General features: G+C 70.0%; 22 protein-coding genes. 10 read left to right on the plus strand and 12 right to left on the minus strand.

What is annotated here, in order from left to right; translation table 11 throughout:
• Positions 1–3: 3 nt before the first annotated feature.
• The 5 genes from AB0B68_RS04790 to AB0B68_RS04810 all read right to left on the minus strand — a co-directional run bounded on the left by AB0B68_RS04790 (position 4) and on the right by AB0B68_RS04810 (position 6,113).
• Positions 4–432 (minus strand): molybdenum cofactor biosynthesis protein MoaE, encoded by a 429-nt coding sequence (locus AB0B68_RS04790; protein WP_130405760.1) that lies wholly within the window; start codon positions 430–432, stop codon positions 4–6.
• Positions 429–1,688: a molybdopterin molybdotransferase MoeA gene (locus AB0B68_RS04795; protein ID WP_357257879.1), complete on the minus strand. Its 1,260-nt coding sequence runs from the start codon at positions 1,686–1,688 to the stop codon at positions 429–431. The genes AB0B68_RS04790 and AB0B68_RS04795 overlap by 4 nt, the downstream gene beginning before the upstream one ends.
• 99 nt (positions 1,689–1,787) lie before the next feature.
• On the minus strand, positions 1,788–2,258 hold the full coding sequence (locus AB0B68_RS04800; RefSeq protein ID WP_357257881.1) for a MogA/MoaB family molybdenum cofactor biosynthesis protein: 471 nt from the start codon (positions 2,256–2,258) through the stop codon (positions 1,788–1,790).
• Positions 2,255–2,746, minus strand: a complete 492-nt coding sequence (gene moaC / locus AB0B68_RS04805) for a cyclic pyranopterin monophosphate synthase MoaC (protein ID WP_334500220.1) — start codon at positions 2,744–2,746, stop codon at positions 2,255–2,257. Before moaC ends, AB0B68_RS04800 begins: the two co-directional genes overlap by 4 nt.
• Positions 2,747–3,008: 262 nt before the next feature.
• Positions 3,009–6,113, minus strand: coding sequence for a BTAD domain-containing putative transcriptional regulator (locus AB0B68_RS04810; RefSeq protein WP_357257884.1), 3,105 nt, complete (start codon positions 6,111–6,113; stop codon positions 3,009–3,011).
• 823 nt (positions 6,114–6,936) lie between these two features.
• Here AB0B68_RS04810 and AB0B68_RS04815 point away from each other — a divergent pair.
• The 5 genes from AB0B68_RS04815 (at position 6,937) to AB0B68_RS04835 (ending at position 12,646) form a co-directional block, all read left to right on the plus strand.
• Entirely contained in the window at positions 6,937–9,354 is a 2,418-nt protein-coding gene (locus AB0B68_RS04815) for a bifunctional diguanylate cyclase/phosphodiesterase (protein WP_357201827.1), read from the plus strand.
• 50 nt (positions 9,355–9,404) lie between these two features.
• Positions 9,405–10,784 carry a glycosyltransferase family 87 protein gene (locus AB0B68_RS04820; protein ID WP_357257886.1) on the plus strand — a complete coding sequence of 460 codons (1,380 nt, stop codon included), beginning with the start codon at positions 9,405–9,407 and terminating at the stop codon, positions 10,782–10,784.
• A 41-nt stretch (positions 10,785–10,825) separates the two neighbouring features.
• Positions 10,826–11,458 (plus strand): phosphoribosyltransferase, encoded by a 633-nt coding sequence (locus tag AB0B68_RS04825; protein WP_357227162.1) that lies wholly within the window; start codon positions 10,826–10,828, stop codon positions 11,456–11,458.
• Positions 11,459–11,480: 22 nt separating this feature from the next.
• Positions 11,481–11,861, plus strand: coding sequence for a zf-TFIIB domain-containing protein (locus AB0B68_RS04830; protein ID WP_357257888.1), 381 nt, complete (start codon positions 11,481–11,483; stop codon positions 11,859–11,861).
• A gap of 104 nt (positions 11,862–11,965) precedes the next feature.
• Positions 11,966–12,646 (plus strand): maleylpyruvate isomerase N-terminal domain-containing protein, encoded by a 681-nt coding sequence (locus AB0B68_RS04835; protein ID WP_357257890.1) that lies wholly within the window; start codon positions 11,966–11,968, stop codon positions 12,644–12,646.
• A 45-nt stretch (positions 12,647–12,691) separates the two neighbouring features.
• On the opposite strand, the gene AB0B68_RS04840 is transcribed toward AB0B68_RS04835, so the two are convergent.
• Complete coding sequence (locus AB0B68_RS04840; protein ID WP_357201842.1) at positions 12,692–13,354, minus strand: hypothetical protein; 663 nt, start codon at positions 13,352–13,354, stop codon at positions 12,692–12,694.
• A 260-nt stretch (positions 13,355–13,614) separates the two neighbouring features.
• Positions 13,615–15,018, minus strand: coding sequence for a replicative DNA helicase (gene dnaB / locus AB0B68_RS04845; protein WP_124853587.1), 1,404 nt, complete (start codon positions 15,016–15,018; stop codon positions 13,615–13,617).
• A 396-nt stretch (positions 15,019–15,414) separates the two neighbouring features.
• Between dnaB and AB0B68_RS04850 the strand changes: the two genes are divergently transcribed.
• Positions 15,415–16,959 carry a hypothetical protein gene (locus AB0B68_RS04850; protein WP_357257892.1) on the plus strand — a complete coding sequence of 515 codons (1,545 nt, stop codon included), beginning with the start codon at positions 15,415–15,417 and terminating at the stop codon, positions 16,957–16,959.
• Between the two features lie 116 nt (positions 16,960–17,075).
• Here AB0B68_RS04850 and rplI read toward each other — a convergent pair whose 3' ends face one another.
• The 4 genes from rplI to rpsF all read right to left on the minus strand — a co-directional run bounded on the left by rplI (position 17,076) and on the right by rpsF (position 18,726).
• Positions 17,076–17,522, minus strand: coding sequence for a 50S ribosomal protein L9 (gene rplI / locus AB0B68_RS04855; protein WP_145778354.1), 447 nt, complete (start codon positions 17,520–17,522; stop codon positions 17,076–17,078).
• Between the two features lie 14 nt (positions 17,523–17,536).
• On the minus strand, positions 17,537–17,818 hold the full coding sequence (gene rpsR / locus AB0B68_RS04860) for a 30S ribosomal protein S18 (RefSeq protein ID WP_051723758.1): 282 nt from the start codon (positions 17,816–17,818) through the stop codon (positions 17,537–17,539).
• Complete coding sequence (locus AB0B68_RS04865; protein ID WP_181518404.1) at positions 17,818–18,354, minus strand: single-stranded DNA-binding protein; 537 nt, start codon at positions 18,352–18,354, stop codon at positions 17,818–17,820. The genes rpsR and AB0B68_RS04865 overlap by 1 nt, the downstream gene beginning before the upstream one ends.
• Before the next feature lie 81 nt (positions 18,355–18,435).
• Positions 18,436–18,726: a 30S ribosomal protein S6 gene (gene rpsF / locus AB0B68_RS04870; RefSeq protein WP_036391391.1), complete on the minus strand. Its 291-nt coding sequence runs from the start codon at positions 18,724–18,726 to the stop codon at positions 18,436–18,438.
• A gap of 628 nt (positions 18,727–19,354) precedes the next feature.
• Here rpsF and AB0B68_RS04875 point away from each other — a divergent pair.
• Both AB0B68_RS04875 and AB0B68_RS04880 read left to right on the plus strand, forming a co-directional pair.
• Positions 19,355–20,146 carry a deoxyribonuclease IV gene (locus tag AB0B68_RS04875; protein WP_357201849.1) on the plus strand — a complete coding sequence of 264 codons (792 nt, stop codon included), beginning with the start codon at positions 19,355–19,357 and terminating at the stop codon, positions 20,144–20,146.
• Positions 20,143–22,332, plus strand: coding sequence for a hypothetical protein (locus AB0B68_RS04880; protein WP_357257894.1), 2,190 nt, complete (start codon positions 20,143–20,145; stop codon positions 22,330–22,332). The genes AB0B68_RS04875 and AB0B68_RS04880 overlap by 4 nt, the downstream gene beginning before the upstream one ends.
• A 395-nt stretch (positions 22,333–22,727) precedes the next feature.
• Here the strand turns inward: AB0B68_RS04880 and AB0B68_RS04885 are convergent, their stop codons facing one another.
• Positions 22,728–23,300, minus strand: a complete 573-nt coding sequence (locus AB0B68_RS04885) for a cob(I)yrinic acid a,c-diamide adenosyltransferase (RefSeq protein WP_355008056.1) — start codon at positions 23,298–23,300, stop codon at positions 22,728–22,730.
• Between AB0B68_RS04885 and murA the strand changes: the two genes are divergently transcribed.
• The gene (gene murA, locus AB0B68_RS04890) at positions 23,299–24,741 is read left to right on the plus strand and encodes a UDP-N-acetylglucosamine 1-carboxyvinyltransferase (protein WP_357208348.1); all 1,443 of its coding nucleotides are present in this window, start codon (positions 23,299–23,301) and stop codon (positions 24,739–24,741) included. The genes AB0B68_RS04885 and murA overlap by 2 nt on opposite strands.
• 95 nt (positions 24,742–24,836) lie before the next feature.
• Positions 24,837–25,685: a 3-hydroxyacyl-CoA dehydrogenase family protein gene (locus AB0B68_RS04895; RefSeq protein WP_355008054.1), complete on the plus strand. Its 849-nt coding sequence runs from the start codon at positions 24,837–24,839 to the stop codon at positions 25,683–25,685.
• Positions 25,686–25,729: the final 44 nt, after the last annotated feature.

Genomic DNA, 25,729 nt, shown 5'->3' on the forward strand with positions numbered 1-25,729 from the left:
GCGTCAGGGGCAGTTGACCCATTCCTCGGTGCCGTCGGTGAAGACCTGCCGCTTCCAGATCGGCAGTCGCGCCTTGACCTCGTCGACCAGCCGGGCGCAGGCCGCGAAGGCCGCCGCCCGGTGCGCGGTGCTCACCGCGGCGACGAGCGCGACGTCACCGATCGCCAGGGGGCCGACCCGGTGCGAGACCGCCACCGCGTAGACGTCGGGCTCTGCGGCGATCTCGGCAGCTACCTCGCGCAGCACCTGTGCGGCGCTCGGGTGGCCCTCGTACTCCAGGCTGGTGACCTGGCGTCCGTGGTCGTGGTCGCGGACCACGCCCTGGAACGACACCACGGCGCCGGCCCGGCGGTCGGCGACCGCCGCCTCGTGCGTGGCGAGATCGAGCGGCTGGTCGGTGACCTCGCCGAAGGTGATCGCTGGTGCGGTCACGACGCACGCTCCCCGGGAAACAACGGCAGTGGCACGATCGGCACCCGGTCGCCCGGCTCACCGCGGGTGCCGGGTCGGATGACCGCGAACCCGTCCGCGCCGGCCAGGCCCCGCAGCATCGCCGAGCCGACGTGACGGACCGGGAACGCGACGCCGGCGGACCGGTCCAGTCGGACCAACGCCAGGTGGGTGTGGTCACCGCGACCGGGCACCGCCTCGGCCAACGTGACCTGCGGCAGCACCGGCATCGATCGGCCCTGGAGGCCGGCGAGCAGCGGGGCGACCAACGACACCAGCGCGACGATGGCGGACTGCGGGTTGCCGGGCAGCCCGGCCACGAACCGGGCTCGCCCGTCGGGGCCGGTCAGCCGGGCCAGCAGCATCGGGAAGCCCGGGCGAACCGCCACCGTGTTGACGACGTAGTCGGCGCCGAGCGCCTCCAGGGTCGGGTGCAGGTGGTCGACCGGACCGTTCATCGTGCCGCCGGTGGTGCAGACCAGATCGGCGTGGCCCAGCGCCGAGCGTAGGGCCGCCACGTGCGCGGGCAGCGTGTCGGCCACCGGGCCGACCACGTCGGACGGGCGGACCTGGCAGCCGTAGCGCCGCAGCCAGGCCGGCACCGCGGGGCCCAGCGCGTCGCGGATGCGACCGGCCGCGGGCGGACCCGCTGTCAGCAGCTCGTCGCCGAAGACCAGCAGCGCGGCGCGCGGCACCCGCCGGACCCGCAGCGTGTCGTGCCCGCAGGCGGCGGCCAGGCCGATCACCGCCGGGTCGACCGGCGTGCCGACCGGCAACAACTCCTCATCGGCGTACGCCTCCTCGCCGGGCTTCCGCCATTCGGGCGTCTCCCGGGGAACGCCGCTGATCAGGCCGGTGGTGGATGCGGCGGACTCCTCGACGCGGAGCACGGCGGTGGCGCCCTCGGGCACCATCGCGCCGGTCGCGATCTCGACAGTGGTGTCGTCCTCGGTGAGCGGCGCGGGGATGCTGCCGGCCAGGACCCGGCCGACCACGCGCCACGGCCCACTGCCGCGCACCGCCCAGCCGTCCACGCTGGAGGTCGGGAACGCCGGCAGGTCGGTGCGGGTGGTCAACGGCTCGGCCAGTGTCGACCCGTCGGTGTCGGCAAGTGGTCGGGCGGCGGCGGGCAGCGCGGCGGCCAGACCGACCGCGTAGACCCGCGAACGGGCTTCTTCCCACCCGGCTGGCGGGGGTGCGGTGACCCGATCCGCGGTGGGTGCGGTTTCCGTGCTCACCGACCGAGCCTATCGGCCCGGACCGACACCCGCCCGGGCCTGGCGCGCACCGGTCAGTGCTCGCCGCGGAGCGGTCAGTGGTCCCGTCGTGCCGAGCGGTCAGTGGTCTCCGCCGCGGAGCTGGTCGACGGTGTGGCCGAGGATCGGCCCGAGAACGGCCAGGCCATCCCGGGCACCGCCGGTCGAGCCGGGCAGATTGACCACCAGCATCCGACCGATGACCCCGGCCAGGCCCCGGGACAGCACCGACGTCGGCACGCGGTCACGACTGTGCGCCCGGATCGCCTCGGCGACGCCAGGGATCTCGTAATCCAGGAGGCGCCGCGTCACGTCCGGGGTCCGATCCGTCGGGGTCACTCCGGTGCCGCCGCTGGTCAGCACCACGTCGACACCGTCGGCGCGGGCGGCCCGCAGAGCCTCGCCGACCGGCTCGCCGTCGGGCACCACCACCGGGTCGTCGACCTGGCAGCCCAGCTCACGCAACCCGGCGACGAGCAGCGGCCCGCTGGTGTCGGCGTAGACACCGGCCGCAGCCCGGTTGGAAGCGACGATCACCCGAGCCCGGATCACGGCCGGTCCTCCGGCCGAACCCACTCGCCGGTCTTGCCGCCCTCCTTGCGCAGCACCCGGACCGCCTCCACCGAGGCCGCCGGGTCGACCGCCTTGACCATGTCGACCAGGGCGAGACCGGCGACAGCAACCGCCGTCAGTGCCTCCATCTCCACCCCCGTCCGGTCCGCCGTGCGGGCGGTGGCCGTGATCTCCACGGTGTCGGCGGTCAGCCGCAGGTCGACGGTGACAGCGTGCAGCGCGATCGGGTGGCAGAGCGGAATCAGGTCAGGAGTGCGCTTCGCCCCCATGATCCCGGCCAGCCGCCCGACGGCCAACGCGTCACCCTTGGGCAGCCCGTCGCGATGCAACAGGTCGATGACCTCGGGCGTGGTCCGCAGACGGCCGGCCGCGACGGCCAACCGACCCGTCACCGCCTTGGCGGAGACGTCGACCATGCGGGCCGCGCCGGCGCGATCGACGTGGCTGAGCTGCGCGGGTTCGGTCACGGTCGTGAGCCTATCGGTGTGGTCCGACGGCGGTCGGAAGGAGCGGCGTCACGCTGGCGACCGCACCGGGTGCTGACGGCGCAACGGCCCCGACGCCACTCCTCCCTCACCAGCCCGTCGCCGAGGTCGCTGGGGGGACCCGGCAGCGGGCGTGTGCCGACGACCCGGTTCTGCCCCTGGGCAGAACCTCCCCCGTTCGTCGATACGGCCGGTAAGTTACCGGGCCTGCCGATAAGAAATCGATAAGCGCCGCTCAGGCTGGTCAGCGCTCCGCGACCACTGCCGCCCCGGTCAACTCGGCGAGGCGACGTTCGGCTTCGAAGCGCTCCGGCACTTCCATCCGCCGGAAGATGGCCAACGCCCGCTCCCAGTGCCGCCGCGCCTCGGCCGGGTCGGTGCGGGCGAAGTGTTCGGCGAGCCCGGCCAACGCTCGACCCTGCTCGTGCGGATGCGCGATCCGAGTGGCCAGCCGCAACGCCTCCTGGTGCACCTCGAACGCCTCGCCGCGCCGCCCCTGCGCCAGCAGGGTGCGGCCGAGTTCGTTGAGCGCAGCCGCCTCGACGTGTCGCTCCCCCGAACCGATCGACAGCTTCCGAGCCAACTCGTGCTCCTGCTGGGCCTCCACCAGTCGACCCAGACCCCGATAGGCGATCCCGAGGTCGTTGCGCACCTCAGCCTCGGCGTATCGGTGGCCGGTGCGATCACGGAGGGCCAACGAGGCCAGGAGTATTCGGATCGCCTGCGGCAGATCGCCCATCCGGACCCGCACGGCGCCGATATGGCTGAGGGCGTTGAGTGTGTGGAAGACGTCGGAGTTCGTCCGGGCCCACGCCAGGTGCAGGCGATGCAGGCGCAACGCCTCCTCGTAGCGCCCCAGTGAGGTGAGTGCCATGCCGAGGTTCGGCAGCGCCATCGGCACCTTGGCTTTGCCGTATCCCTTGTAGTCACGCAGGTGCTCAAAACCGACCGTAACCGCTCCGGTCAGGTTGCCGCTCCAGTAGTAGACAGCAGCGAGATTGGCGCGGTACCGCGCGGTTCTGAGCACGTCCCGCGAGTTTTCGGAGAGGGCGACAGCGCGGGTCAGATGGTGCAGTGCTTCCCGGTTGTCGCCAGTCCGGATATATCCGGAAGCGAGGTAGTTGTTCATCAATGCCGTTGCACCGACGTCCCCGGATGCTTCCGCTGCGGTCAGCGCGTGCCGGTGAGTCGTGATGATGTCTTCGAAGTATCCGCGGATGTAACAGAATCGCCAGAGGGCACGGGCCAGCCGCCACGAGTGCTCGTGGAAGCCCTCATCGCGCGCTGCCCCCACCATCGTCACCAGGTCCGTCCGCTCCGCTTCCAACCAGTCAGTTGTGGGCTCCCCGATAGCGTCGACCAACTCAGGTCGCCCGAACGGGACATGTGTGACGCGAGATTCCAGGTCGTTGAGCTCCAGCGTCTTGGCGACCCTCAACGCAACCGCCAGAGTGAAGTCGAACAGGTGAGCCAGCCCGGCCTTTCGGCCGCTCACAGAGTCGGTACGCGAACACAGCTCGATGGAGTAATGCCGCATGAGGTCGTGCAGTCGATATCGCGTCGAGTCCACGTCCTCCACCAGGTTCCTGTCGACGAGGTCGTCGAGCGCCGCGCGAGCATCCGTGATCGTCAGCCCGGTCAGCGCGGCGACTGCCGGCGTACTGAAGCGACTACCGGGATACAGGCCCAGGAATCGGAAGACACGCTTGGTCGAACTCGCAAGCGGCTCATAGGAAGCGGCGAAGGCCCCGGTGACAGTGTTCTCCTCCTGAGCCAGGTAGTGCAGCGCCGGAGCATCGCCAGCCATCTGCTCGGCAAGGTCCGCCAACCGCCAGCCGCGCCGGTGCGCCAGCCGCGCACCGGCCAGCCGGATCGCCAGTGGGAGATACCCGCACCGACGCACCACCTCGGCGGCCGCCTCCGACTCGGCCTCAACCCTGTCCCGACCGATGCTCAGGCTGAGGAGATCCACGCTCTCCCGTGGGTTCAGGAGCGGCAGCGTCTGCGACGGCCCGACATCCAGGTGAGACAGACGACGCCGCGAGGTAACCAGCACGACGGTGGTCGGCTCGGCCGGAAGCAGGGGCATGATCTGCTCGCTGCTCGCCGCGTTGTCGAGCACCACCACTGACCGCCGGAGGGCCAGTTCCTGTCGCCACAACTCCACCCTGTCGTCGAACTCCACTGGTACACGACCAGCCGGAACGCCCAACTGTCGAAGCAGGGTGACCAGGGCACTCGCCGGCTCAACGCGGTTTTTCTCACCGTGCCCGCACAGGTCGATGAAGAGCGCGGCGTCCGGGTAGCGATCGGACAGCCGACGGGCGAGGTGCACGGCAAGAGTCGTCTTCCCGCTGCCCGCCATGCCGTCGATGATGTGCACGGCCGGCACCCGCGCCTCGACCCGCAAGGTCTCCGCCAGCAGCCGCGACACCACGTCCTCCCGGCCGACGAAGTCGGTGACAGCTCGGGGGAGGTGATCCACCAGGTCGGGCCGAGGCGCTGTCTCAGCGATCAGGGCACCGACTGTGGGAGTCGGGTTCGGGAAACGGCGGGCGCTCTGGCCGGCCGGACGGGACGCGGCGCGGCCTGCCGGTCGCGGGGGTGGCGCCGCCGAAACGATCGTGCGATGAAGAGCCTGAAGGTCGGAACCCGGGAGGACACCGAGCTCGGCCATCAGCTTCGCCCGAACCTCGTCGTACGTGAGGAGCGCGCCCGCGTGGTCGCCACGCTCGTGCAGCGCCCGTCCGAGGAGGACGTACGCCGGTTCCCGGAGGGGATGACGGGCGATGGCGTCCCGTAACAGGGGGATCGCCAGGTCGCCGCGCCCCGCTCTGAGCTGCGCGTCGGCAAGGAGTTCCACGGCCAGCAGACGCTCCTCCTCGGCGGCCACCACGCGTGCGCCGAGCACCGGCCCGAGCGATATGCCGGCGAGCATCGCACCCCGCCAACGCGCCACGGCGGACCCCAACCGTTCCAGGGCGCTGTCGACGTGACCGGCTATCAGGGCTTCGCGGCCCGCGGCGCACTCCTTCTCGAAGCGGAACACGTCGATGGCTTCCGGCCCAACGGTGAGGCGGTAGCCGCTCTGCTGCCTGACGATGACACCCCGACCAGACTCGTGAGCCTCGAAGGTACGGCGCAGATTGGCGGCGTAGGTCCGGACGTTCGCCACGGCAGAGCGCGGCGGGCCGTCTGGCCACAACTCGTCGACCAGGTCGTCGAGGGTCACCAGTTGCCCCGGTTGGACCGCGAGCATCGCGAAGACAGCCTGCTGTTTAGGCGTACCCAGGTGCAGCTTGCGAGCCAGCAGTTGCACCGAGAGGCCACCCAGAAGTTGAATCTCCACCCGTCCCCCTGCTTCAGCGGGGTATTCAGCCGATCACGCAACGAAGCTTACGGGCACCCGGATGTAGACCTGACGCCAATCAAGCCGCCGATGCATACGCTCCTGCGGCCGCCCACTGCGACGCTGCCGATGAGTGCAATGCGAACATTGCAAGAACCATCTGCGCCCTCGGCGTTCTCGACCGCTGCGCAACAGGGAAAGAAGGAGCGAAAGCCCTCAACTACTTGTTCGGCACGAGCCGTCGGCTCCGGAGACTGGAACTGACCAGGGCGGTGCCACCATCATCAATGTTCCACTGCGAAGGGGAGCCAGGCTGAAGCTGGCGAGCGGTTGACCGAATCGGCGGATGAGTTGCGGCATCCCGACGGCCACACTGAGGGCGCGGTCCAATCAGTCGCCGCGGCTCGCGACATTCCGCAACGGACCGGATGCAACAGGCAAGCATCCCAGCGCTCTCCGCACCGGAACGCAAACAGAATGTCACTTATCCGTACAGGATTAACTAATGTTGAGGATAACGACATTTATCGTCCCTAACTAGGGCTAACCCCATTTAAGCTCCATTCGTAGAGGGTCGGCGCCAACAGGGCCCGACACCGTACGAAGGAGAGGGTGGGTGAAATGCGCGGAAACGAGTGGGGCTGACATCGATGCGGGACTTCCGCAACGCCCGGCGATATGGTTACGAGTACGACAGGCGAGGTAATCCAGGAGTTGCGTGGCCTCTTCACAACGACGCGATGACGGGACCGATCGACGGCTACGGCTGATCGTCGGTCTCCTCGTCGTTGCGGCCACGATCGTTGCTCTCGCCTCCCTGAGAATGACCTTCCCCGCGGCTGAGGCTCCGACACCCGACGTAGCGACCCTGGTCACGCTGACCGCCATGATCGCCTTGGGTGCGTTCGTCAAGACCCGCGTACGTGTGCGGTCCACGGTGCACCTGATCAGTTGGAGCGAGGCGGCGATCGTCATCGCGGCTGCCATTGCCCCCGTTCCGTGGGTGGTCCTCTGCACCTGCATCGGCATCACCATCGCCTCGGCCCGTCTTCCACCCATCAAGCTGGCCTTCGGCGTCGGCAAGAACATCCTCGTCGCGGCCGGGGCCGGCACCGCCTTCGCGCTGCTCGGTTGGACCTGGCCCGCCATGCAGGCCCCACAGCTGGTCGGGATCCTGGCGGTCGCCTACCTTGTCGCTGCCCTCCTCGACGAACTGCTGGCGATCCCCGTGATCGCGCTCGCCTCCGGCACCAGAATCTCGACCCAGTTCCGCAGCAACCTGGATCTTCGCCTGGCCGGCTACGCGGTCCGGTTCGTGGTGGCGGCCCTGACCCTGCTCACCCTCCAGATGGACCCTCGGCTCCTGCTCGCCGTGCCACCCCTGGTCCTGAGCCTGCACCTGGCCTACTCCGCGCGCATCCGAGGCCGCACCGAGCAACAGGCGTGGCAGCGGCTTGCCCGCACCACCGACGCGCTCAACGTGGTCGACCTCGACGACGTCCTCACCACCGCCGTCACCCAGGCCGCCGAGCTGTTCTCCGCCGACGAGGTCGAGATCGAGCTGAGCGACGGCAGCCGCACCGTACGCGGCGGCACCGGCGGCATCACCTTCGACGGCCCTCCCGGCACGCCCACCGACGTGGACGGCACGGTCGTCCCGGCACCGCTGGAAGGCCATGACCGGACAGTCGACGTCGGCATGCTTCGACTGCGTTTCCGCGGCCCGGTGCAGCTCTCCGAACGGGAGCAGTACACCCTGCGCACCTTCGCCTCCGCTCTCTGCACCGCCGTCCGCAACGCCCAGGCGTACGCCGAACTGGCCCGGGTCGCCGACGAGCACGCGTACGCGGCCTCGCACGACGCGCTGACCGGCCTGGCCAACCGCCGGCACCTCCTCGACGAGGGCACCGAACAGTTGAGCACCCGCCATGCCGAAGGGGTGACCGCGCTGGTGCTGATCGACCTCAACCACTTCAAGGAGGTCAACGACACGCTCGGGCACGCCGCCGGCGATCAGGTGCTGGTGCAGGTGGCCGACCGGCTGCGGGGTGCGGCCCAGCCGAGCGACCTGGTGGCCCGCCTCGGCGGCGACGAGTTCGCGGTACTCATGCGTGGTCTGCCGGCCCCGGCGGTCGCCGCGCACCGGGCCGAGACGCTGCTCGCCGCCCTGCACGAGCCGTTCGAGTTGGACGGCATGCGCATCAGCGTCGAAGCCAGCGGCGGCATCTCCGCCGCCCCGTCCAACGGCGGCATGGCCGAGTTGCTGCGCCGCGCCGACGTGGCCATGTACCAGGCGAAGCGAGCCGGGCAGCGGATCTCCACGTACGCCCCGACCCGCGACACCGCCGACCTCGGGCGCCTCACCCTCGGCGGTGACCTGCCGCGCGCGGTCGCCGACCACGAATTCGTCGTCAACTTCCAACCGATCGTCGACCTGGGCACCGGTGAGGTGACCAGCGCCGAGGCCCTGGCCCGCTGGCACCACCCCACCCACGGCCTGATCGACCCACTGCGGTTCCTGGAGGCGGTGGAACGGTCCGGCCTGCTACCTGCCTTCGCCGAAGCGATCCTCGACCAGGCGCTGATCGCGGCGGTGAGTTGGCACGACGCCGGCTTCGACGTACCGGTCGCGGTCAACGTGTCCCCGCGCAGCCTTCTCGACGCGCGGTTCCCCGGCTCGGTGCTGGCTCGCCTCCGCGCCCACGACCTACCACCGGACCGGCTGGTCCTGGAGTTGACCGAGACGCTGACCCTCAGCCAACTCGACGTGGTCGACCGGGTGCTCAGCCGACTACGCGACGAGGGCGTCCGGTTGGCGTTGGACGACTTCGGCACCGGCTACTCCTCACTCTCGCTGCTCTCCCGAATCCCGGTTCACGAGCTGAAGATCGACCGGAGTTTCGTGACGACGATGGAGAGTTCGGCGGAGGCCGCCGCCGTCATCCGCTCCACCCTCGACCTGGGTCGCAGCCTCGACCTGGACGTGGTGGCCGAGGGGGTGGAGAGCGAGCCGCAGCGTCGGGCCCTCTGGGAGTTGGGCTGCGTCGCCGGCCAGGGGCACCTGTTCGCCCGGCCGATGCCGTCCGGGACCCTGCTCGCGGCGATGCAGCGCGGCTCGGGCGGCCGACCGGGCGCCCTCGCCGCGCCGCTGCACGACACCGGGGCGGTGATCCGGTTGAGCCAGAACCGCCGCCAGGCCGGCCGCTCCAGGCCCGACCGCCTGCCACACCTGCCCGCCTGAGCAGGCATCGGCCCGCTGCGTGGGCAGCCCGGTCTGCCAGACTGTCGCGCGTGATCGTCGACGACCCGACCGCCCACCGCAGTCGCTGGCACTGGCGCACTCTCGACAACGCCGCCGGCGGGCTCGCCCTCGACCTGGGCCTCTACGCCGTGTCTGCCACCTTCGCGGCGATCACCGCTGTCACGTCCACCCTGCTGCCGCACCGCGCCTGGGGCGCGGTCGCCGCCGTCGGCTACCTGCTCGCGACGCTGACGGTGATCGCCCAACTTCTGCTGCGTCGACGCTTTCCAACCTCCCGGCTGACTGGTCTGCCGGCCCGCTGGGCGGTCACCGGTCTCGCCTGGGCCGCCACCACACTGCTGCCCCTGGCCTGGCAGAGCATTGACCGGGCCGGTGGGCGCACCGACCGGGCCCAGGAGGAGGTGCTGGTCGTGGAGCAGGCCGGCATCCGCCTCCTGGAACACGGCACGCCGTACCTCGGACCGGACGCCATCGCCGCCCTGCCACCGGGCGAGCAACTGATGGGCTACACCCCGTACCAGCCTGGCATGGCGATGTTCGGCCTGCCCAGGGCGCTGCTCGACACCTGGTGGACCGACTCCCGGGTCTGGTTCGCGGTGGGCACCGCGCTGGCGCTCGCCCTGGCCGTGGCCGCCCTGCGCCGAACACCGGCCACCACGGACGAGGCCACCCCCGGCCAGGCCACCACCAGCGAGGCCACCAACGACGCGACCCGCCGACGGGACGCCGCCCTGCTGCGCGGTGTGCAGGCCGCCACCGTACTGCCGATCTGTGCCCTCACCCTCGCCACCGGCGGTGACGACCTACCCGTACTCGCGCTCTGCCTGCTGGCCCTCGCGTTCGCCGCCGCCGACCGGCCCGGCCGGGCCGGCATCGCGGTCGGACTCGCCGGCGCGCTGAAGTTGTTCGCCTGGCCGGTCGCCCTGGTCCTGATCGTCTGGGGTCTGACCCGACGCGCCGGCACCCGGGTCGCCGTCGGCGCGATCGGGCTGCCCGTCGCCGCACTACTGCCGGCGCTGCTGGTGGACCGCGACGCCCTCACCGAGAACGTGCTGCGCTTCCCCCTCGGCCACGGGCTGGTCACCAGCCCCGCGCAGTCCCCGTTCCCCGGCTACCTGATCGCCAACGCGCTACCCGCGGGCCGGTTGGTCGCCGCCGGGCTGCTGATCGCCGCCGGACTGGCCATCGCCGTCCGGCTCGCCCGCCGCCCGCCCCGCACCGCCGCCGCCACCGCGCTGATCTGCGGGTACGGGCTGCTCGCCGCGATCGCCCTGATGCCGACCACCCGCTTCGGCTACCTGCTGTACCCGTTGGCCCTGCTGACCTGGGCCCCCGCCCTGCACCGCCCGGTCGACACACCGACCGCCACAGTTGCCGACGAACCCTCCGGTCGGAGCACTTCGGCCTAACTTCCGGGCGGAACGGCGCGTCAGGGCGTAGACCTGAAGGCATGACCACGTACCGCGACCGGGCCGACGCCGGCCGGGTGCTCTCCGAACGGCTCACCGCGCTCATCGGCGAACCGGACGTCGTCGTCCTCGGCCTCGTCCGAGGCGGCCTGCCGGTCGCCCGGGTCGTCGCCGAACGGCTCGGCGCACCACTCGACGTGCTTGTCGTCCGCAAGCTCGGCGTGCCGTGGGCCCGGGAGGTCGCCTTCGGCGCACTCGGGCCGGGCGGTGTCCAGGTGCTCAACGACCCGGTGGCCAGCCGACTCAGCAACGACGACATCGCCGAGGTCCGTCACCGGGAACAGGCCGAACTGGAGCGCCGGGAACGGCTCTACCGGGGCGACCGCCCACAGGTGGACCTCACCGGGCGGACCGCGGTGATCGTCGACGACGGCCTCGCCACCGGGGCGACCGCCCGCGTCGCCGTCGAGGTCGTCCGCCAACTCGGGGCACACCGCGTCGTGGTCGCGGTCCCGGTCGGCGCGCAGGAGGCGTACGAACTGCTCTCCGCCGAGGCCGACCAGGTCGTCTGCGCCCAACGCCCCGCGGACTTCGGGGCGGTCAGCGCCTACTACGACGACTTCCACGAGGTGACCGACGAAGAAGTCACCGAGGCGCTCACAGCAACTGCATAGGTCCACCAGGTACCGTCGGGCAATGAGTAGCCTTACCTGTCCCAAGTGTCGCGGAGAAATGCGCCAGTACGAACGCAGTGGCGTCGTCATCGACCAGTGCGGGGAGTGCCGAGGCATCTTCCTGGACCGCGGCGAGTTGGAGAAGCTGTTCGAGGCGGAGGCCAACTGGAGCCGCCAACAGACCGGAGGCGCGCCGGGGCAGCCCGCGCAACAGCCGGCCGGCTACCCGCCCCCGCCGCCCCCGCCGCACCAGCCCGGTTACGGCACCGTCCCGCCGCCCCCGCCGCCCGCCCACGGCTACCCGCCGCAGCCGGCCTACGGCCACCAGCAGCAGCACCACGGCTACCACGGCCACTACCGGCAGAAGAAGCGCAAGGGCTTCCTCGACGACATGTTCGGCTGACCCCAGGCCGACCTCCCGCCCGGGTCGAACACGCGTCGGCCCGGGCACACCGCCCTCGCCATTGATCGTTGGCGCGCGCCACGCTTCGTGCGAGGCTCGATCGCATGACCGCGATCCGACCGGACGAGGCGCTGGCCCAGGCGTACGACGGCATCACAGCGGTGGTCGGTCGCCTCGACGACTCCGGCCTGCAACGAGCCACCCGGTGCCGGGGCTGGCTCATCGCCGACCTGCTCCTGCACCTGCTTGGCGACGCCCAGCGGGCACTCGTCACCCTGGCCAGCCCTGTCGACGGCCCCGCCGACGTCGACGACGTGAGCTACTGGCGCGACTTTCCCGGCGGCAACGACGACGAGGCTGCCCGCCATGCCTGGTGGGTCCGCCGCTCGGCTGCCGCCTTCGACCGTCCGACCAGGATCGTCGAACTCTGGCGGGACACCGCCCCGGCCGCGGTCCGCGCCGCCGCGTCAGCCGACCCTGACGGGTACGTGACCACCCAGGGACACGTGCTGCGCGTACCGGATTTCCTCGCCACCCTGACCACCGAGGCCGCCGTCCACCACCTGGACCTGACGCTGGAACTGCCCGACGCTCCGCCGCCCGGCCCACTGGCCGTACAGGTCGCGGTAGCGACAATGGACGGCCTGCTCAGCGACGACACAGTTCGACCCGCCGCCTGGGACGACAGCGACTTTTTGCTGAAGGCCACCGGGCGCGTACCGCTGACCGACCGGGACCGGCTGGAGCTGGGTGAGTCGGCAGGCTGGTTCCCACTGCTCGGCTGACCCGCAATCGCTCCCACTGAGAGAAGAAGAATCAAGCCGAAGGCACTATCGGTTGCCGAGCATCTTCTTCGCGATCTCGGCTTTCCGCGTCAACGCGACGGTCGCTTCCGAATACAGCAGAGCCACAATCTTCTCGGCAGGAGCGCAGGTTGTCCCGATCGTGTAGATCGTTTTGTGCGGTCGAACAGAAAGACCATCGACACCATTCCTCACTAGGAAGGCCGCAAAGGCATCGAGTAGGCGCTTACTGCCCACCAACCTGAATTGAGAGAACGTCGATTGACTAGGATTTGGGCGGCGGTATTGACCGACTGAGCCATCGCCGTCAACGACACCGCGCCAAAAGTCGCGTGATTCGGTCAGCCTTTCGTCGACCGGTCCGTCATATCTTCCCAGCGCCATCACGCGCTCTGCAAGGCGGGTCGAGCGCACCGAAAACTGGCACGAGCCATGTGTGGGACTTGGTGCCGAGACGCTACTGGTCGAGCCCAGGAAGGTGCGCAGCGAGACAAGGTGTTCGCGGTCCCGCTGGGCAAGCCCCACGGAGATCTGCGGGAGATGGCCCGTCCGGTAGGTCACACATCCGTCGGCAAAGAGGAACCCAAGCCAGTAGCAGGCTTCTGGTGTCAACAGGTCGAACGCATCGTGTCGAAGCGTGTGAACGGTCCTCCGGAGGACAACGCCACGGCGGACCAACAGGCCGCGCATTCCAGGCTCCGTGAAACCAAAGCTCTTCGCCACCTCGGCTATAGACCGACCCTCGGCGTATTGTCTGACCGCCTCTGAGCGTTCGGGTTCGGCCAACTTCGCCCTCGACCGAGCTGGTACGCCTCGTCTTTTCAGTAAGCCACGGACAGCCTGCCTGCTGACGCCATAGGAGTTCGCAATTCGAGTCAGGCTCTCGCCCGTCCTTGCACGTTCAACAACCGCCTCGATTTGTGCCGCCGAAAGGCGAAATCCTGTGTCGCTCATCCGATGGCCATGTCCACAAATCTCGACAGATGCAGCTGAGCCGCGACGGTCACAGTGTCGGTGGGCCCATTTCGATGCTTAGCAATTATAAAATCCGCCTCCCCGGCCCGCGGCGACTCCTTGTCGTAGTAGTCGTCGCGGTGCAAGAGGATGACGACGTCGGCATCTTGCTCAATTGATCCCGATTCACGCAAATCGGACAGTTGGGGCCGCTTGTCGGTGCGCTGCTCCGGGCCACGGTTCAGCTGACTGACCGCGATCACCGGGCACTCGACCTCCTTGGCCAACAGCTTCAGGCCACGGGACAGGTCGGCGACCTCCTGCTGGCGGCTCTCGGTGCGCTTCGGTGAGGTCATCAGCTGGAGGTAGTCGACCACGATCATCTTGAGGTCGTGCCGCTGCTTGAGCCGCCGAGCCTTGGCCCGGATCTCCATCAGGTTCATGCTCGGCGTGTCGTCGACGAAGAGCGGGGCCTCGCTGATCTCGCCCATGCACCGGGCCAGCTTGGTCCAGTCGTCGTCGGAGAGCTGACCGCTGCGCAGCACGTGCAGCGGCACCCGCGCCTCGGCGGAGAGCAGCCGCATGACGATCTCGACCTTGCTCATTTCCAGCGAGAAGATGGCTGCGGCCTGGTTGGCGCGAATAGCTGCATTTCGGGCAAAGTCCATACTTGCCGTCGATTTACCCAAACCAGGCCTGCCCGCCACGATGATCAACTGTCCGGCGTGCAGGCCGTTGAGCAGCCGGTCCAGGTCGCTGAAGCCGGTCGGCACGCCGGTCATCATGCCGCCGGTCGCGCCCACCGCCTCGATCTCGTCCAGCGTCGGCTGCAACATGTCGGCCAGGATCGCGAAGTCCTCGCTGACCCGCCGTTCCGTGACGTCGTACACGGCCTGCTGGGCGAGGTCGACGACGTCGTCCACGTCGCGGCTGCCGCCGCTGGCGGTGCCGTAGCCGAGCTGCACGATCTTCGTGCCGGCCTCGACCAGTCGGCGTAGCACCGCCCGCTCGCTGACGATGCGGGCGTAGTACGCGGCGTTGGCGGCGGTGGGCACGCTGGCGATGAGTGTGTGCAGGTACGGCGCGCCACCGATGCGTACCAGATCCCCGGAGTCGGCGAGCGCCGCCGCGACCGTGATCGAGTCGGCCGGCTCACCACGGCCGTAGATGTCGAGGATGATGTCGAAGATGGTGGCGTGCACCGGCCGGTAGAAGTCGTTGGTCTTGAGGATCTCGACGACGTCGGCGATGGCGTCCTTGGAGAGCAGCATGCCGCCGAGGACGCACTGCTCGGCCGCGACGTCCTGGGGCGGGGTCTTGTCGAACTGGCCATCCCGCTGTGCGGGTGGCTGGCCTCCGCCGGAGCGTGGCTCTGCCCGCATGTCGTCGGTGACCGACACGGGTCCCCCCTCCACTGCGCCGGATCCAACCCCAGCTCTACTGCTGGGGTGCGACACTTCTCCTCCGACCGGGCCGGTCGATCGGGGGCCATCGCCGGCGGTCGAGGGCCAACCATACGGACCCCGAGGTCAGAGACTCAACAACGCCGGTGGACGAGCCTCGGGACAACCTGTGGATCCCGGTGGACAGCATGTGCGCAGCGTGTGCACAGCCTGTGGATAACCATTGGGGAATTCTCGGCCATAAGTCGTTGACCTGCGAAGACATACTCCCCAGCCTGTGGAGGAGAATATTTCGGTCGGGCCTGTGACACGATCGTCCCGTACTATCTCCAGCGAACGGCTACACCTGGACAGCGGATTCCGCTTTCGGTTCAGAAGGGTCACACTCCGGCCGTGAATTACCGGGACTGGGGACGCGGCGATGGCAGCCCGCGCGAGCGCCAGCCAACCGCCTCGTGGAGTGAGCGCGCGGCGTCTGTTCCGGTTGATCCGTACGACGAGGACGGGCGCTACCGCACCTCCAGCCGTCGACGTGCGTTGGAACGCGGCCAGGACGAGCCTGTCGACGCCTACCTGCCCCGGTGGGCGCTGGAGTCAGGGGTCCGGCACGCGGACGGCGCTGGTCGGCACGCGGCACCGGACGACGACGAGGACGAGCCCGAGCGGCCGATCTCCGGGGCGGGCCGACGGTCCGCCGAGTCGTCGGGTGGTCGGCGGCGGGGCAGCGAGCCGCGTCGACGGGAGCAGACAGCGATCGGCCCGGCGCCAGACTCGGACCACACCCGGGAGTGGACGCTCGACCGTCCACAGGACCAGGGTTATTCCGGCCGCCGACGGGCCGACGCCGGCGAGGACGAGCCAATCTCTGGTGCTGTCTCGGAACGGCGTCCCCGCCGCGCGCCGGTTGGCCGTCCGCAGGTGATCTGGTCGGGCGGGGAGCCGGAGTCCCCCCCGAGCGAGCAGGTCCCGGACCAGGAGCCGAGCCGTCCCACCCGGCGTAGCCGTCGTGCGGCGGAGGAGTCCTGGTCCCGTCCGGCGGCCGACCCGTGGGTCCGCAGTTCGGAGCAGGTGGCAGAGCCGGATCCGTCGTACCCGCCTGCTGTGGACCCGTGGGACGCCTCGGGCGTGCACGCGTGGCCGCAGTCGGCCGGCGCGGACAGCGGGGACCTGAGCGGGCAGTGGTCGGCGGTGGAAAGTGTCGGCGGCTGGGAGCGGTCGGACCGCACCGGCCAGTGGGAGCGGTCCGCGATCGAGGACGACCAGTGGGACCGTACGCTGGCGCCGCGCTCCGATCGCCCGGCAGCCGCCGAGGGGTGGCCGAGCCGGGAGGACGGCTTCTGGTCCGGCACCCGGTTGGCTGATGACGACCCGCGTTGGATGGAACCGACCACGTCGGCGCCCCGGTCGCCCGTGGTGGGATACACCGCCCCACGGCCGCGCAGCGCGCCTGCGCCTGCGCCGCGTCCGGGCGCGCCCCGACGTAGGGCGGACCGGCCGGCGGTGGGCACGGCGTCGGTACGTCGCCGGGTCGAGTCGGCGGCCACGGGTGCCTGGGCGCGGCGCCTGGAGGACGACCTGCTCGACCCGGATCCGGGTGGGTCCGTCCGGCCTCTGCTGTATACGGCGGCCTGTTACCTGGTGCCGGCGATGCTGATCTTCGTTTGGCTGTTGACGTTGGACAGCCAGGCGCCGGCTGGTTGTGTGACCGACATCAGCGGGGGCGGGTGTGAGTCCGCCCGGTCCCGCGCGCTGGAGTCACTCCTGGCCGGTTCGCCGCGCTTCGGTCTGGCCCTGGTGAGCAGCCTGGTGGTGGCGGCGCTGCTGCGGCGGGTGGGTACGACCTGGCGCTCGGCGACCATCGCGGTGGCCGCCGCGGTGGTGGGCGGCGGCCTCTCCACGGTGTTGATCAGCGCGGTGACGGGCCAGCCCATCGGGTGACCCGTCGGCGGGTCGGGGCACGCCCGGCCGTGGCCCGGGTTGCCGGGTTGGATGACGTACGCACGAGAGCCCGCACCGATCGCTCGGTGCGGGCTCTCGTGGTGGTGTTGCGGACGTCAGCCCTGAACGACGTTCAGGTTGAACGACGCGGTCACCTCGGGGTGCAGCTTGATCTTCACCGGGTAGGTGCCGGTCGACTTGATGTGACCGGGCACCTCCAGCCGACGCCGGTCGAGGACCGGGCCGCTGGCCGTCTTGACGGCGTCGACGATCTCGGCCGGGGTGACCGAGCCGAAGAGCCGTCCGCCGTCGCCGGCGCGGACCTTCAGGTTGACCTTGAGACCCTCGAGCTGAGCCTTGACCTCGTTGGCGTGGTCGAGGTCGCGGATCTCGCGAGCCCCACGGGCCCGCTTGATAACCGTGACCTGCTTTTCCGCGCCCTTGGTCCAGGCGATCGCGAAGCCCTGCGGCAGCAGGTAGTTACGGCCGTAGCCGTTCTTGACCTCGACGATGTCGCCCGGGGCACCGAGGCCGGACACTTCCTGAGTCAGGATGATCTTCATATCGGTGCCTCCTCTCAGCGGGTGGTGGCCGTGTACGGCAGGAGCGCCATCTCACGGGCGTTCTTGACCGCGCGGGCGATCTGCCTCTGCTGCTGCGAGGTCACGCCGGTCACCCGACGAGCGCGGATCTTGCCGCGATCGGAGATGAACTTGCGCAGCAGCGCGGTGTCCTTGTAATCGATGTAGGCGATCCCGTCCTTGTCGAGCGGGTTCACCTTCTTCTTCGGCTTGCGCAGTGCCGCAGCCTTGGCCGTTGCACGTGCTCCTGGTTTGCGATCGCGAGCGCTAGGCGCCATTAGAACGGTGGCTCCTCGTCAAAATTGGCGCCCGAACCGGCACGCGCGGGAGAGGGAGCGGCCGAAGCCCAGGGGTCGTCGAAGTTGCCTCCGCCGCCACCCTGGTTGCCACCACCACCGCCGCCACCGAAGCCGCCGCCACCGCCGCCGGAGCGGGACATCTTCTGCACCTTGGCCGTGGCGTAGCGCAGCGACGGGCCGATCTCGTCGACCTCAAGCTCGATGACTGTGCGCTTCTCACCCTCGCGGGTCTCGTACGACCGCTGACGCAGCCGGCCCGACACGATCACCCGGGCGCCACGCTGCAGCGACTCGGCGACGTGCTCGGCGGCCTGCCGCCACACGGTGCATGCGAGGAACAGCGGCTCGCCGTCCTTCCATTCGTTCGACGCCTTGTCCATGAAACGGGGCGTCGAAGCGACTCGGAACTTGGCGACCGCAGCCCCGGAGGGGGTGAACCGCAACTCGGGGTCATCGGTCAGATTGCCGATGACCGTGATGGTGGTGTCTCCTGCCATGACCATCTCCTCGCGCACTCAGCGTCTCGTCGTACAGGCTCTCAGAGCCCTCCGACAGAGTCGCGGAGGCTGATCCGGACGAACCGGGGGTTGGAAGGCTTAGCGCATTTCCGGTCGGATGACCTTGGTGCGCAGCACGGACTCGTTGAGCCGGAGCTGACGGTCCAGCTCGGCCACCGCAGCAGGCGTGGCCTGCAGGTCGATGACGGCGTAGATGCCCTCGGCCTTTTTGTTGATCTCGTACGCGAGGCGCCGGCGGCCCCACACGTCGGTCTTCTCAACCGAGCCACCCGCGGTCCGAATCACGTTCAGGTACGTGTCGAGCGACGGTGCGACGGTGCGCTCCTCGAGGCTGGAGTCGAGGATGACCATCAGTTCGTAGTGACGCAAGACGTGCTCACCTCCTGTGGGCTAAGCGGCCACGGTCCTTCCGTGGCAGGAGGTCTTGTGTCGCTGCCCGCACGCGCCGAGGGAACCCGGCCGGACGCGGACAACCTGACCAGGATACCCGGTCCCAACGATCATGCCCGGGGTGGTCGGGACCAGACCCGGACGAGCCGACGGGGGCCCACCGTCCGACCGTCAACCGGTCGGTGGTGAACCCCCGTCTACGAGGCCGCGGGGCGTCTGGTCCGCATTCCTTGGGTGGGACCTGGGGAGGAACGACCACACCGATGAGGTTGGACCGAAGACGCCCCGCGGAGCTTTATCGTGTTGTTATCTGACGATACAACAGCACTCGTACCTTGTAGGGGGGAAAAGGACAATATTCCGAGATTCGTCGTCGCTCGGTACCCGTTGTGCGATGGGTCGCCCCCGCTGCGCCGGGCCGCGCCGCGGGGGTGACCTCGCTGTCGGCCGTCGACCGCCGGTCGCCGTGCGCGACGCTCGCGCCGCTGGCGGCACCGGGACGCTGGTCGCCGGCTCACACCCATCAACGAGCGTCGGTCCGTCCGGTGACGCGACACCGCCCCGGCCGTCGCCTCGGCGGTCGGGGGCGCGACGTAGGCTCGCTCGCATGCGTATCGGAGCCCACGTCGACTCGACCGACCCGCTGGCGGAGGCGGCCGCCCGGTCCGCCGAGACCGTGCAGTTCTTCCTCGCCGACCCACAGGGTTGGAAGGCGCCCAAGCCTCGCGAAGATGCCGATCGGCTGCGCGCCGCCGAGGTCGACCTCTACGTGCACGCGCCGTACGTCATCAACGTGGCCACACTCAACAACCGCATCCGGATCCCGAGCCGCAAGCTGCTGCTCGGGCACGCCAACGCCGCCACCGCCATCGGTGCCAAGGGCCTGATCGTCCACGGTGGGCACGTCAACGCCGGCGACGACCTGGCCGTGGGCTTCGACAACTGGCGCAAGACCTTCGCGTACGCGGCGGACTCCGGCGGTTTCGGCGTACCGGTCCTGATCGAGAACACCGCCGGCGGCGACAACGCCTGCGCCCGACGGCTGGACGCGCTCGCCCGACTCTGGGACGCCATCGGTGACTACGAGGTCGGCTTCTGCCTGGACACCTGCCACGCGTACGCGGGCGGCGAGGAGTTGCTCGGCCTGGTCGACCGGGTCAAGGCGATCACCGGGCGGATCGACCTGGTGCACGCCAACAACTCCAAGGGCGCGTTCAACTCCGGCCAGGACCGACACGACAACCTGGGCGGCGGGACGATCGACCCGGAGCTGGTGGTTGCGGTGATCCGGGCGGCCGGCGCGCCGGTGGTCGTCGAGACACCGGGCGGCGTGACCGGCCAGGCCGCCGACATCGACTTTCTGCGTGAGCAGCTCGGAGCGGAGAGCCCGGCAGCATGACGAGCGGACAGCCCGGGACCGGCAACGCGCGGCCCACCCCCACCGGCGCGGCCGGCGAGAGTCAACCCGCCACCACTGCCGCGGCCGGCACCCCCACCCAGCCGGCTCGCACCTCCGACAAGGCCCCCGCCGGGACCACCGCGGACCAGTCCCCACCTGTCGGCGGCGACACGACCGGAGCCACCCCGAACGGCGACGCGGGGGCAGTCCGAGCGACGAGCGGTGCCGCCAGCAAGGACGCGGCCCGGCACGGCGACAAGCAGGGCAACGCGGCCAAGAAATACGACGCGGTCAAGAAGGACGACACGACCAAGGCCAGCAAACCGGCTGAGGACAGCGACCCGGCCAAGGACGCGAAGGCGGACGGCGCCGACGCTACGGACAAGGTCGACAGCGAGGCGAAGCCGGTCGGCCCGGAGCGTTGGGAGGCGTTCGCCTCCGCACCGGAGCCACGGCCCTCCATCTTCAGTCGGGCGGGCCGGGCGGTCGGGCGGTTCCTGATCCACGAGTGGACCCTGGCCGCCCTCGGCGCGTTGGCACTGGCCGTGTTGATGACCTGGCCGACGCTGCGCTATCCGCGCTACACCCTTCCGCAGGACTACTGGGACCCGAGCCTGCAAGCCTGGCAGATGGCCTGGTCCGGGCACATCCTGCTGGCCGAGCCGGCGCGGCTGTGGCAGTCCAACACGTTCTTCCCCGAGCTGTGGAGCTTCGCGTTCTCCGACACGCTCCTCGGGTACGCCCCGGCCGGGATGCTCGGCAGCGGTCCCGAGGACGCCGTGCTGCGCTACAACATCATGTTCGTGCTGGCGCACGCGCTCGCCACGCTCGGGGCGTACGCGCTGGCTCGACAGCTCGGGGCCGGCCGGATCGGCGCGGCCGTCGCAGGCGTGAGCTACACCTACGCGCCGTGGCTGCTGGCTCAGGCCGGGCACCTGCACGTGCTCTCCAACGGGGGCATTCCGCTGGCGCTGGCGATGCTGGCGCGCGGGCACGGGTGGTCGCTGCGACACGGTTACCGGCCGGAGCGCCGGCACGACGGTTGGGTCTACGCGGGTTGGCTGGTGGCGGCCTGGCAACTCAGCCTCGGCTTCGGCATCGGGCTGCCGTTCGCGTACTTCCTGGCTGGTGCGGTGCTGGTCACTGCCGTCCTCTTCATCGTGCGGCGGCTGCGCACCGGGCAGGCCGTTCCGTTCGGTCGCCGGTTGTTCGCCGCCGACGTGCTCGGCGGGGTGTTGTTCGCCGGCGTCGGTCTGCTGATGGCGTTCCCGTTCTTCAAGGTGACCGAGCTGCACCCGTACGCCGAGCGCACCATCGGCGACATCAGCCTCTTCTCGCCACCGGCGTCGGGCTTCGTGACAGCGCCCGGTGAGTCGCGGATCTGGGGTGGGCTGCACGAGGGTGCCCGGGCAGCGCTGCCGTGGCACCCGGAGATGACCCTGCTGCCGGGCTTCGTGCTCTATGCGCTCGCCGCGGGCGGGTTGTTCTTCTCGGTCTGGCGGTTGCGGCACCGACTGCTGCTGCTCACCGGGGTGCTGCTGACGATGGTCTTCGCCATGGGCACCCGTTTCTTCGACGGCACCTTCACCTACGTTCCCCTCTTCGAGTACCTGCCGGGCTGGAGCGCGTTGCGTACCCCCGGGCGGTTGATGCTCTGGACCACGTTGTTGCTCGGCCTGCTCGCGGCGGGCGCGGTCACCGCGCTCACCGACCGGGTCCGCGAGTTGACCGCGCAGCGGATTCCGTCGTGGCCGGGGCCGTGGCTGCGGATGGCCACCCTGCTGCCGTTGCTGCTGGTCACCGTCGAGGGCCTGAACACCACCCCACACCCGGTGGTGCCGACCCAACCGGCGGCGATGCGTTCGGCGGAGGGGCCGATGCTGGTGCTGCCCAGCAATCAGAGCCTGGACCAGCACGTGATGCTCTGGTCGACCAGTGGGTTCCCCGACGTGGTCAACGGCGGGAGCGGCTTCACACCGCGCCAGCTCGACGATGTCCGTCGGGTGAGCCAGTCGTTCCCGGACCAGACGAGCATCGACTACCTGCGCACGCTCGGCGTCCGCACTGTGGTGCTGCTGCGCGGCCAGGTGGCTGGCACACCGTGGGAAATCACCATCGACGCGCCGGTGGAGTCGCTCGGGATCAGCCGGCAGGAGGTCGGGGAGGCCGTCGTCTACCGCCTGTGAGCCTTGGGGCGGGTTTTCGGGGGAGCCCGCCCGGCGCAGGGATCAAGCCTGACCGCCCGGAGCCGGGCGGGCTCCCCCGGAAACCCTTCGTTGGCACTGTCCGCCGTTCTGGCGTGGTTTTCTCACCTGCCGTTACCGATGCCGTTGAGTCCAGCCTCCTCGGCGCGCAGCGCGTCGGGCTGGTTGATCGACTCGGCTTTCTTGATGTCGGGGTGTTCTGGTGGTTGGGATGCCCCGACATCAAGAAACCCGAGTTGATCGAGGCGCCGGCCAGTCGGACTCGCCGAGGGGCCCGGGTACTGGTCGGCCTGGCTCGCGAGGAGTCGGCCCTGGCTACGCGTGGTGGCGGGCAGAGTGGGAACTCAGACCTCGACGTGGTGCGGAGCGCCCGACGTTCAGCGCTTGCCGCCCGGCACCCATAGCACGTCTCCTGCCGGATTTGCCGTTCTTGACAGGATAAAGAGCAGATCGGAGAGCCGGTTGAGATACTTTGCCGGGAGCGTGCTGGTTCGGTCCGGATCGTGGCTGACCAGCGCCCACGCTGCCCGTTCGGCACGCCGGGCGACGGTCCGCGCCACGTGCAGCAGCGCCGCACCTGCGGTGCCGCCGGGGAGGATGAAGGAGTCGAGCTTGCTCAGGCGTGCGTTGTACTCGTCGCACCAGCCCTCCAGGCGCTCGACGTACTCCTCGGTGACCCGCAGCGGCGGGTACTTCGGCTCCGGCTCGACCGGGGTGGACAGGTCGGCGCCGACGTCGAACAGGTCGTTCTGCACCGACCCCAGCACGCCGCGAAGCTCCTCGTCGAGGTTTCCCAGCGCGAGCGCGACGCCGATCGCCGCGTTGCACTCGTCGACATCCGCGTACGCGGCGATCCGCGGATCGGTCTTCGGCACCTGCTCGTTGTTGCTCAGCCTGGTCATGCCGGCGTCGCCGGCCTTGGTGTAGATGCGCGTGAGGTGGACGGCCATGACGCACAGCCTACGGATTCCCGACCTGACGATCCCGGCGCGGCCGGACAGCACCGCCGGCTGGCCGGTGGTGGTGGGCCCCGGCGACGCCGGCGATTCGACGGTCAACGATGTCGACGTCATCCGGGTACGCGGTGACGCCCGACTGTCCGGCACCGTGCATGTGGTCGGTGCCAAGAACTCGGCGTTGAAGCTGATGGCCGCCGCGCTGCTCGCGCCGGGCCGCAGTGTGATCACCAACGTCCCCCGGATCACCGACATCGCGATCATGGGGGAGGTGCTACGTCGGCTGGGCTGCGACGTCCAGTTCGACGCGGACGACCCGGTCGACCCGATGGTCGCCCGGGGCGGTGTGGCCCGGTCCCGGTCGGTGACGATCGACGTACCCGAGCAGCCGGGCGCGGAGGCCGACTACGACCTGGTTCGACGGTTGCGCGCGTCGATCTGCGTGCTCGGCCCGTTGCTGGCCCGCCGGGGGTACGTGCGGGTGGCCCATCCCGGCGGTGACGCGATCGGGTCGCGTGGGTTGGACATGCACATCTCCGGGCTGACCCGGATGGGCGCGGAGATCTCCGGTGAGCACGGGTTCGTCATCGCATCCGCCCCGCACGGGCTGCGCGGCGCGGACATCGTGCTGGATTTTCCCAGCGTCGGCGCGACCGAGAACCTGGTGATGGCAGCGGTGCTGGCCCAGGGCACCACGATGATCGACAACGCGGCCCGGGAGCCGGAGATCGTCGACATCTGCACGATGCTCAACCAGATGGGCGCGCGCATCGTCGGCGCGGGCACGTCGACGTTGCGCATCACCGGTGTGCCCGGTCTGCGTCCGGTGCGCCACGCCACGGTGGGGGACCGGATCGTCGCCGGCACCTGGGCGTTCGGCGCGGCGATGACCCGCGGCGACGTGACGGTGACCGGGCTCGACCCGGCCTTCCTGGAGGTCGCCCTGGACAAGGTGGTGGCGGCCGGCGCGCTGGTGGAGACCCGGGGGGACGGCTTCCGCGTACGGATGGACGAGCGGCCCCGGGCGGTGGACGTGGTTACGCTGCCGTACCCCGGTTTCGCCACCGACCTGCTGCCGATGGCGATTGGACTGGCGGCCGTCAGCGACGGTGCCTCCCTGATCACCGAGAACATCTTCGACGGCCGGTTCATGTTCGCCAACGAGATGATGCGGCTCGGCGCGGACATCAAGACCGATGGGCACCACGCGGTGGTCCGTGGACGGGGCCGGCTCTCCGGCGCACCGGTGCAGGCGACCGACATCCGCGCCGGCGCCGGGCTGATCATCGCCGGGCTGTGCGCGCAGGGGGTCACCGAGGTGTCCCACGTGCACCACGTGGACCGGGGTTACCCGGACTTCGTGGCCGACCTGCGTGCGCTCGGGGTGGCGGTCGAGCGGGGCACCACCCCGGAGGAACCGTCACTGGAGATCTGAGCCCCCCACGACCCGGCCCGACCACCACTTAGCCATCGTTCAGGCTCGCCGACTAGGGTGCAGGCAGGCACTCAATCGCAGCGAGGGAGAAGCAGATGGCGGGTCGACTCGCGGTCGTCGGGGCCGGGTTGATGGGTTCCGGCATCGCCCAGGTGGCGGCGCAGGCGGGCTGGCAGGTGACGCTGCGCGACCTGGACGAGGCGGCCACCACCCGGGGTCTGGGCGGTATTCGAAAGTCACTGGAGAAGTTCGCGGAGAAGGGCAAGATCGAGGCGTCCGAGGTCGAGGCGACGCTGGCTCGGATCACGCCGACCACCGACCTGGAGGCGGCGGCGGACGCGGACATCGTGGTCGAGGCGGTCTTCGAGCGGTTGGAGATCAAGCACGAGGTGTTCCGCGCTCTGGACAAGATCTGCAAGTCGGACGCGGTGCTCGCCACCAACACCTCGGCGATCCCGGTCACCCAGATCGCCGCGGTGACCGAGCGGCCCGAGGCGGTGGTCGGCACCCACTTCTTCTCCCCGGTGCCGATGATGCAGCTCTGCGAGCTGGTGCGCGGTTACAAGACCAGCGACGCCGCGCTGGACACCGCGCGGGCCTTCGCCGAGGAGATCGGCAAGACGGTCGTCGTGGTCAACCGGGACATCGCCGGCTTCGTCACCACCCGGCTGATCTCCGCCCTGGTGATGGAGGCGGTCAAGCTGGTCGAGTCCGGCGTGGTGTCCGCCGAGGACCTGGACACCGCCTGCCGGCTGGGCTTCGGGCACGCGATGGGCCCGCTGGCCACCACCGACCTGACCGGCGTGGACGTGCTGCTGCACGCCTCGAAGAACATCTACACCGACACCGCCGACGAGAAGTTCTTTCCGCCGGAGCTGCTCCAGCGGATGGTCACCGCCGGCGACCTGGGCCGCAAGACCGGCAAGGGCTTCTACACCTACTGAGTTGTGGCGACCGGGGCGGGCGCCCGCCCCGGTCGGCCGCTCAG

The sequence above is a fragment of the Micromonospora sp. NPDC049049 genome (assembly GCF_040649115.1).
Lineage (GTDB): Bacteria > Actinomycetota > Actinomycetes > Mycobacteriales > Micromonosporaceae > Micromonospora.